The 14,926-nt window shown below is 69.4% G+C and carries 13 protein-coding genes; 1 reads left to right on the forward strand and 12 read right to left on the reverse strand.

Going from position 1 to position 14,926, the window contains the following annotated elements; translation table 11 throughout:
- Positions 1–110: 110 nt before the first annotated feature.
- Both DZC73_RS10145 and DZC73_RS10150 read right to left on the reverse strand, forming a co-directional pair.
- Positions 111–1,043, reverse strand: coding sequence for a Bug family tripartite tricarboxylate transporter substrate binding protein (locus DZC73_RS10145; protein ID WP_124540098.1), 933 nt, complete (start codon positions 1,041–1,043; stop codon positions 111–113).
- Positions 1,040–1,960 carry a LysR family transcriptional regulator gene (locus tag DZC73_RS10150; protein WP_124540099.1) on the reverse strand — a complete coding sequence of 307 codons (921 nt, stop codon included), beginning with the start codon at positions 1,958–1,960 and terminating at the stop codon, positions 1,040–1,042. Before DZC73_RS10150 ends, DZC73_RS10145 begins: the two co-directional genes overlap by 4 nt.
- A gap of 90 nt (positions 1,961–2,050) precedes the next feature.
- On the opposite strand from DZC73_RS10150, the gene DZC73_RS10155 reads away from it, so the two are divergent.
- Entirely contained in the window at positions 2,051–3,382 is a 1,332-nt protein-coding gene (locus DZC73_RS10155; RefSeq protein ID WP_124540100.1) for a hypothetical protein, read from the forward strand.
- Here the strand turns inward: DZC73_RS10155 and DZC73_RS10160 are convergent, their stop codons facing one another.
- From DZC73_RS10160 to DZC73_RS10205, 10 genes are all read right to left on the reverse strand, one after another.
- A complete protein-coding gene (locus DZC73_RS10160; protein ID WP_124540101.1) occupies positions 3,383–4,411 on the reverse strand; it encodes a galactose-1-epimerase in 1,029 nt (342 codons plus the stop codon).
- A gap of 73 nt (positions 4,412–4,484) precedes the next feature.
- A complete protein-coding gene (gene xylA / locus DZC73_RS10165) occupies positions 4,485–5,798 on the reverse strand; it encodes a xylose isomerase (protein ID WP_124540102.1) in 1,314 nt (437 codons plus the stop codon).
- Positions 5,799–5,814: 16 nt separating this feature from the next.
- The gene (gene xylB, locus DZC73_RS10170) at positions 5,815–7,302 is read right to left on the reverse strand and encodes a xylulokinase (RefSeq protein WP_124540103.1); all 1,488 of its coding nucleotides are present in this window, start codon (positions 7,300–7,302) and stop codon (positions 5,815–5,817) included.
- Positions 7,299–8,072, reverse strand: coding sequence for an ATP-binding cassette domain-containing protein (locus DZC73_RS10175; protein ID WP_124540104.1), 774 nt, complete (start codon positions 8,070–8,072; stop codon positions 7,299–7,301). The genes xylB and DZC73_RS10175 overlap by 4 nt, the downstream gene beginning before the upstream one ends.
- On the reverse strand, positions 8,069–9,202 hold the full coding sequence (locus DZC73_RS10180; RefSeq protein ID WP_124540388.1) for a sugar ABC transporter permease: 1,134 nt from the start codon (positions 9,200–9,202) through the stop codon (positions 8,069–8,071). Before DZC73_RS10180 ends, DZC73_RS10175 begins: the two co-directional genes overlap by 4 nt.
- Positions 9,203–9,303: 101 nt before the next feature.
- On the reverse strand, positions 9,304–10,329 hold the full coding sequence (gene xylF, locus DZC73_RS10185; RefSeq protein ID WP_124540105.1) for a D-xylose ABC transporter substrate-binding protein: 1,026 nt from the start codon (positions 10,327–10,329) through the stop codon (positions 9,304–9,306).
- A 63-nt stretch (positions 10,330–10,392) separates the two neighbouring features.
- A complete protein-coding gene (locus tag DZC73_RS10190; RefSeq protein WP_124540106.1) occupies positions 10,393–11,661 on the reverse strand; it encodes an ROK family protein in 1,269 nt (422 codons plus the stop codon).
- A gap of 100 nt (positions 11,662–11,761) precedes the next feature.
- Complete coding sequence (locus DZC73_RS10195) at positions 11,762–13,243, reverse strand: hypothetical protein (protein ID WP_124540107.1); 1,482 nt, start codon at positions 13,241–13,243, stop codon at positions 11,762–11,764.
- A 123-nt stretch (positions 13,244–13,366) separates the two neighbouring features.
- Positions 13,367–13,897, reverse strand: coding sequence for a cytochrome b/b6 domain-containing protein (locus DZC73_RS10200; RefSeq protein WP_124540108.1), 531 nt, complete (start codon positions 13,895–13,897; stop codon positions 13,367–13,369).
- A complete protein-coding gene (locus DZC73_RS10205) occupies positions 13,894–14,889 on the reverse strand; it encodes a GGDEF domain-containing protein (protein ID WP_161974531.1) in 996 nt (331 codons plus the stop codon). The genes DZC73_RS10200 and DZC73_RS10205 overlap by 4 nt, the downstream gene beginning before the upstream one ends.
- Positions 14,890–14,926 lie beyond the last annotated feature (37 nt).

Below are 14,926 nucleotides of genomic sequence, written 5' to 3' on the forward strand. Positions count from 1 at the left end.
TCGCGAAGTCCGGGTGCGCCACTGCGCCAAGTCGCATCGGAAACATGCCGGTGACACAGCCCCTCTAGAATGTTGTCATCGACATCGAGTCCGTCGAAATCCCGCCCCCCCTACCGCACCGCCCGCTCCTGCTCGATCTGTGCCGCGAACTCCGCCGCACTGCCGCCCGTGGGGACGTTGCTCACCGCCTCCAGCTGCGCCTTCACCCCGCTCGCCGCGAGCGACCGGTTGAACTCCGCATTGATGCGTTCGACCAGTTCCACCGGCGTGCCGCCCGGCGCGAACACGCCGAACACCGAGCCCCGGTTCGCACGTTCGTAGCCCTGCTCCGCCAGCGTGGGCACCTTCGGCAGCACCGCCACCCGGCCCGGCGCGCCCACCGCCAGCGCCGACAACTTGCCGGCCTGCACGTACTCCAGCTGCAGCGGCCCGACGTTGCTCGACAGCACATCGAAGTGCCCCGCCAGCGCATCGCTCAGCGGCTGGCCGCCGCCCTTGTAGGGCACGTGCACGATGTCCGCACCGCTGGCCTGCCGCACCTGCTCGAGGATGAGGTGGCCGGTGGTGCCCACGCCGGTCGTGGCCCAGCGCAGCGCATGGCCTTGCCGGCCCGCCCAGGCGATCACCTCGGCCAGTGTCGCCCCGCGAACTTTCGACGTGCCCACCACCAGCGCCGGCGTGAGCATGATGCTCACCACCGGCACGATGTCCTTGCGTGGATCGAAGGGCACGGACCCGGCCTGCGGCAGCAGCGTCAGCGCCGTGATGGCCGAGAAGCACAGCGTGTGGCCATCGGGCGCCGCGCGTGCAACATGGTTCATCGCGAGCGAACCACCCACACCCGGCCGGTGCTCAATCAGCACCGGCTCGCCCAGCCGCTGCGACAGGTCCTGCGCCAGCTCGCGGGCCACCACATCGCTCACGCCGCCCGGCGGGTAGGCCAGCACCAGGTGCACGGGCCGCGAGGGCCAGCGCTGCTGAGCGCGCGCCAGACCGCCGCAGGCGACCAGGCCCGCGGCCAGCAGCGCGCGTCTTGAACTCACGCCGAGGCCTTCCGTGCCTTCGCCAGACGATGCACGAGTGCGATGAAATTGCCGATCGCACCGCTGCAGTCGTTCTTGCGGTAGACGAGCGTGAGCGGGGCGTCCAGCTTCACGCCGCGCGCCAGCGGCCGGTACACCACCGCCTGCGCATGCGTGCCCTGCACCGACTGCGGCACCACCGACAGCCCCGCGCCGGCAGCCACCAGGTTGATGTTGGTCATCATGCGGTCGACCTCGGCCACGACATTCGGCCGCACGCCGGCCTTGGCGCACAGGTGCAACAGGTTGGCGTACAGGCCAGGCGCGCCCGTTCGCCGCACGAGGATCATGTTCTGCCCGTCGAGCTGCGCCAGGCTCACGCCGCGCGCGGCCGAGCTGTTCGCCGCCAGCGGATGGTCCAGCGGCAGGGCCACCACCGCCGGTTCCTTGAGCAGCGTCTCGAACACCAGCCCCGGCGGACGCGACACCACCGCGCGGATGAATCCGCACTCGAGGCGCGACGACGCCACGGCCTCGGTGAGGCCTGCGGCGTGGTTCTCGTCGAGCACCAGCTCGATGCCCGGGTATTCGCTGCGGCAGGCGCGCAGCGTCTGCGGCGTGAATGCGTGCGCCGCGGCCGAACTGGTGAAGCCCACGTGCAGGATGCCTTCCACCCCCGAGGCGATGCGCAGCAGCCGCTGCTCCATTGCATCGAAGGCCCGCAGCATGCGCTGCGCCTCGACCTGGAACTGCCGGCCCGCATCGGTGAGCGACATGCCCTTGGGATGCCGCACGAACAGCGGCACGCCCACTTTCGCCTCGATGGCCTTGATCTGCTGGCTCAGCGGCGGCTGTTGCAGGCCCAGGCGTTCGGCCGCGCGGGTCAGGTGGCCGGTCTCGGCCACCGCGGCGAAGTAGCGCAGTTGACGGATGTCCATATCTTCAGCATATCAACATGGCCATATCAGTATATTTGACGACTGCGAGTACCGGGCGGTAAGGTCGCTGCTCACCGTGGAGAACCCCGCATGAAGTACCCCGCCGTCGCCGGCCTGTTCGCCTTGAGCCTGCTGGCCGCCTGCGCCCCCATGAAGACCGGCAGCGCCGAGAAGGCGCCCCTGGCCGCCCCCTGTCCTGACGGCGTGCCCACCGGTGCGCGCTGCCTGCGCGGCCAGGACTCCGAGCAGGCGCTCTACCTGATCGTGGTGCCCAAGGACTGGAACGGCGTGCTGGTGGTCCATGCCCATGGCGGCCCCGCGCTGGGTGCGCCGGAGGCCGCGCGGCTGGACGAGGACATCAAGCGCTGGAACATCATCCCGCGCGCCGGCTACGCCTGGGCCGCCTCCACCTTCCGCCAGGGCGGCGTGGCGGTGCGCAGCGCGGCCGAAGACACCGAGCGCGTGCGCCGCATCTTCGTCGAGCACGTGGCGCAGCCCAAGCACACGATTCTCCACGGGCAGTCCTGGGGCGGCAGCGTCGCGGCCAAGACGGCGGAGATGGTGTCTGCGCCCGGCATGAAGTCGCCCTACGACGCGGTGATGCTCAGCAGCGGCGTGCTGGGCGGCGGCACGCGGTCCTACGATTTCCGGCTCGACCTGCGCGTGGTCTACCAGGCGCTGTGCCACAACCATCCGAAGCCCGAGGAGCCGCAGTACCCGCTGTGGATGGGCCTGCCCGAGGGCTCCGCGCTCACCCGCGGCGAGCTGAACCGCCGCGTCGACGACTGCCTGGGATTGCGCAAGGCGGCGGCCCAGCGCACGGCGGAACAGCAGCGCAAGGTGCAGACGATCGTGGACGTCATCCACATCCCCGAGAGTTCCATCGCCGCGCACCTGGCCTGGGGCACGTGGCACTTCCAGGACATCGTGCAAAAGCGCACCAAGGGCCTGAACCCCTTCGGCAACGAGAACGTCCGCTATGCCGGCTCGCCCGACGATGCCGCCCTGAACGCCAGCGTGCTGCGCTACCGCGCCGACCCCGAGGGCGTCGCACGCTTCGGCGCCGACACCGACCTGAGCGGCAACATCGGCGTGCCGGTGCTCACGGTGCATGCCATCCACGACCCGACGGCCTTCGTCGAGCTGGAGTCGGCGTTCCGCGAGTCCATGACGCGTTCAGGACAGGCCGACCACCTGGTGCAGACCTTCACCACCGACCACGAGCACAGTTACCTGAGCGACCCGGTCTACCCCGCCCTGCTGTCCAGCCTGCTGCAGTGGACGCAGGCCGGCACCAAGCCCACGCCGCAGAGCGTGGCGGCCAAGTGCCAGGAACTGAAAGCCAGCTTCGGCGAGGGCTGCCGCTTCGTGCCGGACTACCGGCCGCCCGCGCTGTCGACCCGCGTGACTCCGCGCGGTTGATCAGCCCCTGGGCAGGAAGCGCCAGCGGATGACCTGCCGGTAGACCTGCCCCGGCTCCAGCCAGCAGGTGGGCTGCGGCCATTCGGGGTGGTTGGGGCTGTCGGGCAGGAACTGCGGCTCCAGCGCAATGCCGGCGCAGGCCGCGCAGGGCGTGCCGTCGCGCGAGGGGATGCCGCCCAGGTACTGCCCGCCATAGACCTGCAGCGAGGGCAAGGTGGTGGACATTTCCATCGCCAGGCTGCCGTCGCTCGCGCTCAGCACGCAGGCCGGGCGCTGCATGGCGGCGCACTCGCTGTCCAGCAGGAAGGCGTGGTCGTAGCCCGCCCCGGCCTCCTGCTGTTCGTCGCGCAGCCAGTCGCGCGCCACGGTCTTGCCTTCGCGGAAGTCGAAGCTCGTGCCCTGCACAGGGTCGAGGCGGCCGAAGGGAATCAGGTCGCGGTCCACCGGCAGGTAGCGGTCGGCCGAGATGCGCAGCACGTGCTCGCGCGCATCGCGGTGCGTCGCGTCGAGGTTGAAGTAGGCGTGGTTGGTGAGGCACACCGGCGTGGGCCGCGTGGTGCGCGCCTCGGCCACCATCTCGATGGCCAGGCCGTCGAGCAGGCGATAGGTCACCCGCACGTCCAGCTCGCCCTGGAAGCCCTGATCGCCGTCGGGCGAGGTCAAGGTGAAGCAGGCCTCGTGGCCGCTGCGTGATTCGATGTTCCAGATGCGCTTGTCGAAACCCTCGGGGCCCCCATGCAGCTGGTGCCGCGAGCCGGGGTTGGGCACCAGCGCCAATCCGCAGTCGTCGCCCCGCAGGCTCGCCTCACTGATCCGGTTGGCGTAGCGCCCGATGGTCGCGCCCAGGTAGGCCGACTGGGCCAGCGGCTCGCGCGCACTGTGGCGGCCCAGCAGCACCTGCCGCTGCACGCCGCCCACGGGCACGGTGCAGCCCAGCCAGGTCGCGCCCAGGCTCATGATGTCGAGGGTGATGCCGCCGTCCCTGCGCAAAGTGACCAGGTCGCCGTGGTCGGATGTCGTTGTTGTCATCTGGATTTGACCGATGGGGGGTGCCGACCCCGAGCATATCGGCACCCGGAGCTGGAACGGTTTCCAGCCGGTTTCAGGCGAAGCGGTTGACGATGTTCTCCAGCCGCTCCTGCCGGCCCGACTGCGGCTTCGGGTCCAGGCCATGGCGAAGCACCAGCTCCGACAGCGTGTCCAGCCCGGCACCGGCCTCGATGCTGCGGCCCAGCTCGCTGTCCCAGCCGGCGTAGCGCTGGCTGCGCGCATCGCACAAGGCCTTGGATTCGTAGAGCTGCGCTGCGCACAGGAAGGCCCGGGCCAGCGTGTCCAGCCCGCCGACGTGGCCTTCGACCAGGTCCTGCGCGTCGATGCTCTGCCGGCGCACCTTCGCATCGAAGTTCATGCCGCCGCTCGTGAAGCCGCCCGCGCGGATGACCTCCAGCAGCGCCGGGATGAGCGCGACGTGGTTGTTCGGGAACTGGTCGGTGTCCCAGCCGAGCTGCTCGTCGCCGCGGTTCGCGTCGATGGAGCCGAACAGGCCCAGCGCGCAGGCGGTGGCCACCTCGTGCTCGAAGCTGTGGCCCGACAGCGTCGCGTGGTTGACCTCGATGTTGACCTTCACCTCGCGCTCCAGTCCGTAGCGCCTGAGGAAGCCATACACCGTCGCGGTGTCGAAGTCGTACTGGTGCTTGGTGGGCTCCTTGGGCTTGGGCTCGATGAGCAGCGTGCCGCCGAAGCCGATCTTGTGCTTGTGCTCCACCACCGACGCGAGGAAGCGGCCGTAGTGGTCCAGCTCGCGGCGCATGTCGGTGTTGAGCAGGGTCTCGTAGCCTTCGCGGCCGCCCCACAGCACGTAGTTGGCGCCGTTGAGCCGGTGCGTCCACTCCAGCACGTGCTTCACCTGCGCGGCGGCGTAGGCATACACCTGCGGGTCGGGGTTGGTCGACGCGCCGCCCATGAAGCGCGGATTCGAAAACAGGTTGGCCGTGCCCCACAGCAGCTTCACGCCGCGGTCGTGCATCTTGCGCGCCGCGGTCTCGAGGATGACATCCAGCCGCTGGTTCGATTCGCGCAGCGTCGCGCCTTCGGGCGCCACGTCACGGTCGTGGAAACACCAGAACGGCAGGCCCAGGCACTGGAAGAAGTCGAAGGCCGCATCGAGCTTGAGGCGCGCGGCCTTCATCGCATCGGCCTCGTCGAACCAGGGGCGCTGGAACAGCGGAGCACCCAGCGAGAACACGTCCTCGCCGTGCCAGCAGAAGGAATGCCAGTAGCAGGCGGCGGGGCGCAGGTGTTCCTCCAGCGTCTTGCCGAGCACGCGGCGCGTGGGGTCGTACCAGCGGTAGGACAGCGGATCGGTGCTGTCCGGTCCTTGGTAGCGGACCGGGGTGAATTCGGAGAACAGGCTCATCAATGACTTCCAGGCATCAGGGGTTCAGGGCACGAAGCGGCGCATAGGCCGCGCGGAATCGCTGCAGGCGCGCTGCGAGTCCGGCGGCATGCGCAGCATCGGGAATGAAGGAGCGGGCGATGGCGGGGCGGCGCAGCACGTCGTCGCGCGATACGCCCAGGCCCATCAAGGCCAGGCGCGCGGCGCCAAGGGCCGGCCCCACCTCGGCCCCCTCGGGTTTGTCGATGGGCGTGCCCAGCACGTCGGCCAGCAGTTGCAGCCAGGTGTCCGAACGCGCACCACCGCCGATGGCCAGCAGGCGCTCGGGCCGGCTGCCGGCTTCGCGCATGGCATCCAGCGCATCGGCGAAGGCGAAGGACACGCCTTCGATGACGGCACGGCTCATGTCCGCGCGGCCATGCGCATGCGTGAGGCCGATGAAGCTCCCGGTGGCGGACGGATCGGCATGCGGCGTGCGCTCCCCGCTGAGGTAGGGCAGGAAGAACGGCGCATCGGGCCGCGTGGAGCGGATGGCGCCGCCCAGTTCATCCATTAGCGCGCCGGGCGCGAGGCCGGTGACGCCGCTCCACCAGCTCAAGGCGCTGGACGCGCTCAGCAGCACGCCCATGTGGTGCCAGGTCCCGGGCAGGGCATGGCAGAAGGTGTGCACGCCGCGCTCGGGGTTGGCACGCGCCTCGTGGGTGGCGCAGAACACCACGCCCGAGGTGCCCAGGGAGATGAAGCCATCACCCGGCGACACCACGCCCACGCCGACGGCACCGGCTGCGTTGTCGCCCGCACCCGCGGCGACAAGCACGCCCGCGGGCAGCCCCCAGCGTTCAGCACATGCCGGCGAGAGTTCACCCACCACGTCCGGCCCCTCGAACAGCATCGGCATGTGCGAGGCATCCAGGCCGGTGGCCTTCAGCATCGCATCGCTCCAGCGGCGGCCCGCCACGTCCAGCCACAGCGTGCCGGACGCATCAGACATCTCGGTGCTGAACACGCCGGTGAGCTTCCAGGCGAGCCAGTCCTTGGGCAGCAGCACGCGGGCCGTCTTCGCAAAGACCTGCGGTTCATGCGCTGCAACCCACAGCAGCTTGGGTGCGGTGAAGCCGGCCATCGCGCGGTTGGCGGTGATGCGGCGCGTCGCGGGCTCCGCGCGTTCCAGCGCCTCGCACTGCGCCTGGCTTCGGCCATCGTTCCAGAGGATGGCCGGGCGCAGCACCTCGCCGGCTGCATCGAGCAGCACCGCGCCATGCATCTGCCCGGCCGCGGCCATGCCGCGCACCTTGGCCCAGCGCGCGCCGCCGGCGGCTTCGCGCAGGTGCCGCATGGCCGTGTCCAGCGCGGCCCACCAGTCGGCCGGCGATTGCTCGGACCACAGCGGTTGCGGGCGCGACACCTCCAGCGGCGCCGACGCCTCGGCCTCCAGCGTGCCATCCGCCGAGAGCATCACCAGCTTGATGCCCGAGGTACCCAGGTCGATGCCGATCACGCGTGCATCGGAAAGTGAATCGTTCATGCAGCCACTGCCTCGTGCAACTGCGGCACGCGGGTCACGGCCCGCCCGCCGATGATCATGCCCAGCACCTCGTCCTCGCTCAGGTCGGCCGTCCGGTAGGTGCCCACCGTGCGGCCGTTCTTCATCACGCACAGCCGGTCGGACAGGCCGAACACGTCAGGCATGTCGTGCGTGATGAGGAAGATGCCCACGCCCGCCGCCTTCAGCGTGCGCACGAGGTCGTGCACCATGCGAGTCTCCTCCGGCCCGAGCGCCGCGCAAGGTTCGTCCATGATGAGCACGCGGGCGTTGAACATCAATGCCCGCGAGATCGCCACCACCTGGCGCTGCCCGCCCGACAGCGAACGCACCGGCTCGCGGATGTTGCGGAAGTTCGGGTTCAGCCGCGCGAACACTTGGCGCGCCGCGGCTTCCATGGCGTAGTCGTCCAGCGTGCCCCAGCGGGTGCGGCGCTCGCGGCCGAGGAAGAGGTTGGCCACGCTGTCGAGGTTGTCGGCCAGCGCGAGCGTCTGGTGGATGGTCTCGATGCCCAGGGACTGCGCGTCCGACGGCGTGTCGATGCGCACGGTCTCGCCGTTCACCACCAGCGCGCCGCTGTCCGCCGCGTAGGCACCGGCCAGCATCTTCATCAGCGTGGACTTGCCTGCGCCGTTGTGCCCCAGCACCGCCACCACTTCGCCGGCATGCAGCGACAGGTTCACGTCCGACACCGCCTGCACGCCGCCAAAGGCCTTGCTCAGGCCACGGATCTCGATGAGAGAAGCATTCATGCCAGCCGCTCCCCTGACCAGCGCCGGTACAGCACGTCGAACACCACAGCCACGATGAGCACCTGCCCGATGATGACCATGCGCCGGCCGATGCTCACGTCCATCAGCAGCAGCCCGCTTTCCAGGAACTGGATGATGAGCGCGCCCAGCACCGAGCCGAGCACGGTGCCGCTGCCGCCGGCCAGCGACACGCCGCCGATCACCGCCGCGGCGATGACGTACAGCTCCATGTTCGTGCCCAGCGAGTTGGTGCCGGCATTCAAGCGCGCCACCGACACGATGGCCGCGATGGTCACCAGCACGGACAGCAGCAGGAAGAGCTGCAGCGTCACGCGCCGCACCGGAATGCCCACCAGCCGTGCTGCTTCCGGGTTGCCGCCGATGGCATACACGTAGCGCCCGAAGCGCGTGCGCCGCACGATGAAGGCCACGGCCATCACCACCACCGCCCAGATCACCACCGGGATCGGGATGCCCTGCCCCGGCCCGTCGCCTTGCAGGTGGTAGGCGTTCATGGTGGCCGCGAAGGCGAACACCACCACGATGAAAGCCAGCGTGAAGGACGCATCCAGCCACAGCGCGCGCACCGGCACGCCATGCGCCTGCGCATTGCGGCGGCGCATGGCCATGTTCCAGGCCAGCAGTGCGGAAGCGGCCGTGGCCAGGGCCCACGACAGGGCCGGCCCGAGCGAGCCGTCCAGCCCGCCGCCCAGCGCGAGAAAGACCGGATCGGTCACCGGCTGCGTCTTGCCGTCGGCCACCAGGAAAGCGGCACCGCGAAAGGACATCAGCCCGCCCAGCGTCACCACGAAGGACGGCACGCCCAGGTAGGCGGTGAGCCAGCCCTGGTAGAGGCCCACGGCCAATGCGAGCGCGAGCCCGGCCACCGACGCGGCCATCCAGTGCCAGCCATGGCTGTACATCAAGAAGGCGATGAGCACGCCCACCACGCCCAGCACCGAGCCCACCGACAGGTCGATCTGCCGCGCCACGATCACCAGCGAGATCGCGCTCGCCACGATGCCCACCACCGCCGTCTGCTGCGCGATGTTGTAGAGGTTCTCCGGCGTGAGGAACTGGCCGGTCATCACATGGAACACCAGGGCCATCACGGCCAGCACGCCGGCCATGATGAGCAGGCGCAGGTCCAGCGCGCTCAGTTGCCAGCGCGCCGTGACCGGCTGTGCCTGCGCGGGCGGCGCCACGCCGCCCGCCACCGTCACGGACGGATTCACTTGCACGCAGCCGGCCCCGTCGCCTTGTCCACGCCGCGGCACAGCTCGGCCTTGGTGATGTGCTCGGCCTTGAGCACCACGTCGAGGTTGTCGCGCGTGATGGGCACGGCCTTGAGGAAGATGGCTTGCATCGGCACCTTCTTCTCGCCATCGGCCCAGGTGATGGCGCCATCGACCTTCTTGCCCGCGGCCAGCGTCACCGCGGCCTTGGCAGCCTCGCGTCCGAGGTCGCGCGCGTCCTTCCACACCGACACCGTCTGCGAGCCCAGCGCGACGCGGTTGAGCGCGGCATGGTCGCCGTCCTGCCCGGACACCGGCACGCCCTTGAGGCCACGGCCCGACAGGGCTGCCACCACGCCGCCGGCCGTGCCGTCGTTGGAGGCCACCACCGCATCCACCTTGCCGCCGTTGCGCGTGAGGATCTGCTCCATGTTCTTCTGCGCCACTTCCGGCTTCCAGCCTTCGGTGTACTCCTCGCCGACGATCTTCACGTCGCCCTTCTTGATCGCATCGGCCAGCACGTCCTGCTGCCCGGCGCGCAGGAAGTCGGCGTTGGGGTCGGTGGGCGAGCCCTTGATCATCACGTAGTTGCCATGGGGCTTCGCGGCGAACACGGCACGCGCCTGCATGCGGCCCACCTCGCGGTTGTCGAAGGTGATGTAGAAGACGCCGGGCTGCTCGATGAGGCGGTCATAGGCCACCACCGGGATGTTCTTCGAGCGCGCCTTGGCCAGCGCCGGGACGATGGCGTCCTTGTCCATCGCAAGGATGATGAGCGCCTTCGCGCCCTTGGCGATCAGGCCGTCGATGTCGGCCAGCTGCTTCTCAGGCGAGCCGCCGGCATCGGCGCTCACGTAGCTCGCGCCCATCTTGGCGAGCTGGTCCTTCACCGCCTTCTCGTCGGTCTTCCAGCGCTCCTCCTGGAAGTTGGACCAGCTCACGCCCACGGTCTGTGCGAGCGTGGTGCAGGCGAATCCGGCCAGCGCGAGCGCCGCTGCGCCGCGCGTCAAAGTCTTCAGCATGTCGTGTCTCCTCGGTTCTCTGGGAAAGGTGCGCGGCCGGGGTTCAGGCGGTCCGCCGCGCAGTCATGGTTCGGGCCGCTTCCCGACGGCCTCGGCGTCCACGCCGTGGCGCGACACCGAAGCCATGATCTCCGTCGATTCGTCCACCCGCTGCAGCACCAGCGATGCAGCGCCGCGCGCCCACACCTCGTCGCCCTGGTGGTCGATGATGAGCGGCACCTTGCCGCGATGGGGGATGGCCATCGCCTGCTCCATCGCGTGCTTCACGCTGGGTGCGAACAGGTCGGAGGCGAGCGCCGGTCCGCCATCGAGGATGACGAGCTGCGGGGACATGAGGTTCACCACGTTGCCGATCCACTGGCCCAGCAGGCGTCCCTGCCGTTCGAAGATGGCGCGCGCCTGGCGGTTGCCCTTCTTCGCAAGCTGCGCGAGTTCGAAATAGGCCTGCTCGGTGGTGCCGCCGTCGTGGTCGTCGGGCAGCAGGCCTGCGTCCTGCCCGGCCGCCACCACCGCATAGTGCGCCACGTAGGCTTCGAGGCATCCGCGCTTGCCGCAACGGCAGGGTCGGCCGTCGACCTCGATCTGCAGGTGGCCCAGCTCTGCGGCCAGGCCCGAGTGGCCACGGTACAGCTCGCCGTTGACCACCAGGCCCAGCCCCAGGCCGTGTTCCAGCGTGACCAGCGCCACGTTGGCTGCCCTCCCCGAGCGGCCGTACCACATGTCTGCCAGCGCCAGCATGTTGGCGTCGTTCTCGATGAACACATCCACACCCACGCGTGAGGTGAGCGCCTCGGCCAGCGCCAGCGGCTTGCCGTCGCCCGGCTCCAGCACCGGTGACCACAGCACCTCGCCCTGGTGGGAATCGACGAAGCCCGGCACGGCCACGCCCACGCCAGCCAGTCGGGACTGGGCGAGACCGGAGTCGCTCTTCATGCACGACTGGATGGCGCGCGTGACCTCGCGCACCAGCGCCTTGGCCGACATGGGCGAGGTCCATCGCACCTCATGGCTGTGCCGTACCTGCCCCGCGAAGTCGGTGAGCGTGACGGTGTAGTGGTCCATCGACAGCTTCACGCCCATCACCCAGGCGAAGTCGGGGTCGATCTCCAGTTCGCGCTCACGGCGTCCGATGCCGCTGGACGGGCGCGCGCCGGCTTCCTTCAGGGCGCCGCTGTCGAGCAGCCGCCGCGTGAGCGCCGACACCGCAGGCTGGCTCAGGCCCGTGGATTCACCGATTTCCGCCCGAGACACCGGTCCCGTGGCCAGCCGCACCATGTGCAAGACCTGGTACTGGTGCAACTGCGAGATCTGGCGGGACTGCAAGCGGGCCATGGACTGTTTCGGCTGTTTCTCAATTCGATCGCGCCATTCTATTTCGGTCCGATATTTTTAGATCAGGGCTTACCCGCAAGTGGTTCGCGACGCGTCTTCCTCAGGTCTTCAGCGTGATCACCCAGAGAAGGACCACTGCGCTGCCGACCAGCACGTCACTCAATGGAATGGCGCGCAGACGCCGCAACACCAGCGCGGCGGCGGGCGGCAGCAGCAGCGCCAGCACCAGCCACTTCAAGCCGCCGAAAAATGCATTGGCCATGGTCCAGATCCAGGCTGCATGGGCGAGGAAGCCCCAGAACTCCGCGCGGCCGGATTCACCGCGCCAGTCGAGCATGCGGGCCCAGCCCAGAACCACCGTCTGCGTCCAGCTCACCTCCTCCTGGTCGAGGAAGCGGTGCAGCGCGAGCAGCAACAGCACGCCGATCGCCATCGAGCCGAAGACGAAGCTCACGGAGAGGGCCTCGACGACGCCCTGCGCGCTGCTGTCGAGGTGGACCCGTCCGGTGATCAGCATCGTGATGCCGGCCAGCAGGGCAATGCCGACGAGCCCGCTGACGAGGTCCGGCGCGCCCAGGTGGTCCATCGCCCGAACAAGCGCGAACACCAGCAGCGCGCCGACGGTGCACATGAGGGCGAACTTCATCGGCGCGAACAAGGCAAGGACACGCTCCCAGAGGGTGGGCGGCGGCGGAACGAGGTTGGGCGCATGCATGGCCTGCGTGGACGCCTGCCAGCGCCAGGACGGACGTTCCTGCACCTGCTTCCACGCGCGCAGCCAAGCCTCGCCCGGGTCACTCAATCTCGCCGCCGACAGCGCGCCCTCCAGTCGCGCCTGCACCTGCGGCTGCGCGAAGTCGGGCAGCACCAGCGTGGGCTGCGGGCCGCCGAGCCGTGCGGCATCGACCAACACGGACAAGCGTTCGGGCAAGGCACCCAGGGCCTTGGGGGCGATGCCTTCGGTCTTGCACAGCAGTGCCTTGCTGCCGCCAGCCGGCAACCGCCACTGGCCGACCCAGGCAGAGTCCGCCGGCCGAGGGTCGGGACTGCATTGCAGCGCCGGCATGCTGCCGCCGCCGGCGAGGGACAGGGTCATGTCGAACAGCGGCAGCGCTTCATCCGTCGTGTTCTTCAGGCGCAGCGCGAGGTAGAGGGTCTCCCAGCTGCCGTGCATCGTCCACACACCAGGACCGGAACGCACGAGCCAGCCCGGCTCGATCTGGTTCTTGTAGGGCATCAGCCCCGGTGGCAACGGCGACTGCAGGTCGTCCCACTCGAAGGCGACGGAGCGCTGGTAGGCGCGTTGCCAGGCAGCGGCGAGTTCAGGGTCGGACGACGGACGCTTCAGCCCGCGGTCGATGAGCTGGCCCAGCGTCAGCCCTGCTTCGGGCGGCGTGCCGTCGAGCTTGCGGATGTACAGGGTCAGCAGTTCGCGGCGCAGGGCCTCGGCCTGCTGCGGCTGGCCCATCTCCTTGAGCGCACGGACCACGCCGCCTGCATCCCCCAGCCGGGTACCGGCAGGTGTGGCCCTCAGGGCTTCGTCAAAGGTGCCTGGCTCCGGCCCGGCAGGCTTGACGGCCATGGCCGTCGACGCCAGGACCATGCACAGTGTGACGAACCATCCCCTCAGCCATGCGCTCACGTGATGCCCCCGCACCCGATTGTTGTGCAGCGAGCATAGCGCGCGGGGCCAGGCGGGTGCGTGTCAGTCCGGACGCCGCTTGCGCCCTGTCACCATCGCCCCGGGCAGGTTCTCGCGCCACACGATGCTCATCACCAGAACGCCCAGCAGGTGCAGCAGCACGGCCACCATCAGCGCATCGGCCAGCCAGGCGTGGGCGATGAGCACGCGGTCATCGCCCCAGAACATGTCCCAGCGGCTCATCCAGCCGGTCAGGCCCAGCAGCAGGACCAGCAACCACAGCAGCCACACCATCCAGACGCCCAGCGGGTCATGGTCGATGCGACGCGGCGCACGTGCGCGGAGGTAGGCGAGCGTCTCGCGAAGCGACGGCTTCAGCGCAGCGATGCCGCCGCCACCCGACGCAAAGAGCGCCCACGTCAACCGCAGAACGACCACACCTGCCGCGATGTAGCCCAGCGCGCGGTGCCACCAACCGCCGTCCTCGGCGATGAGATTGAAAACGACCAGGCCCGCCAGCAGCCAGTGGCCAACGCGCACGGCCGCGTCCCACACGGGAACATGGTCATCGCGATCGCTGCGCTCGGCGCTCATCTCACGCAGAAGGTGTTGCGCCCCGCCGCCTTCGCGTCGTAGAGCGCAGCGTCAGCACGCGCGAGCAACTGCTCGGCCGTGGACTCGCCGCCGTCGTGCAAGGCCAGCCCTGCGCTGGCCGACACCTGCCGCACCGCGGCGGCGCCATCGAAGGGTTGGTTCACGGCCTGCACGATCTTCTGCGCCACGAGCGCGGCTTCATCTGCCCTTGTCAGCGCCTCCAGGATCACGACGAACTCGTCGCCCGCCAGCCGCGCCACGGTGTCGGTCTGGCGCACCGCACCAGCGAGCTGGTGGGCGAAGGCCTTGAGCACCTCGTCACCGGTCGCGTGGCCGAAGGTGTCGTTGACGGCCTTGAAGTGATCGACGTCCAGGAACAGCAGCGCCATCGGCTTGCCGAAGCGACGGCAGCGCGCCACGGCCTCGGGCAGGCGCTGCTCGAACTCGCGCCGGTTCATGAGTCCGGTGAGCGGGTCGGTGCGCGTCAGGCGGTCCAGGACTTCGGCGGCACGCTGGCGGTCGGTGATCTCGAACGAGACGGAGTAGAAGCCCTGCACCCGGCCGGCGGCATCGACGTCGGGCACGTAGTCCTGCTGGTAGTGGCGCAGTTCGCCGTCGCGTTCGAGCGCATGTTCGTAGCTCACGTGTTCGCCGGCCAGCACGCGGTCGATGTAGGTCTTGATCGTGGCGTAGGCCTTGTCGCCGCGCACCTCGCGGATGGTCTTGCCCACCAGGTCGGCCGGGTCGCAGCGGTAGACGACCCCGCAATAGCGGTTGGCGTAGAGCACGCGCTCCTGGCGGTCGAATTGCGAAATGCGCGCAGGCAGGCTGTCGATGATCTCGCGCATGCGGGCTTCGGCGCGCTGGTGCGCCGCCACCGCCAGCTGGCATTCGCGAAGGGCGCGCCGCTGCCGCGCGAAGAGGGTCACCCCTGCTGCCGCGAGCGGCAGCGCCAGCAGGAGGATCGCTTCGGGCAGGGTCAGAACCGCCATGCGTCCAGCATACGCGATGTTCGAAATGTGCAATGAA

It is taken from the genome of Rhizobacter terrae (assembly GCF_003852895.1).
Taxonomy (GTDB): Bacteria; Pseudomonadota; Gammaproteobacteria; order Burkholderiales; family Burkholderiaceae_C; genus Albitalea; species Albitalea terrae.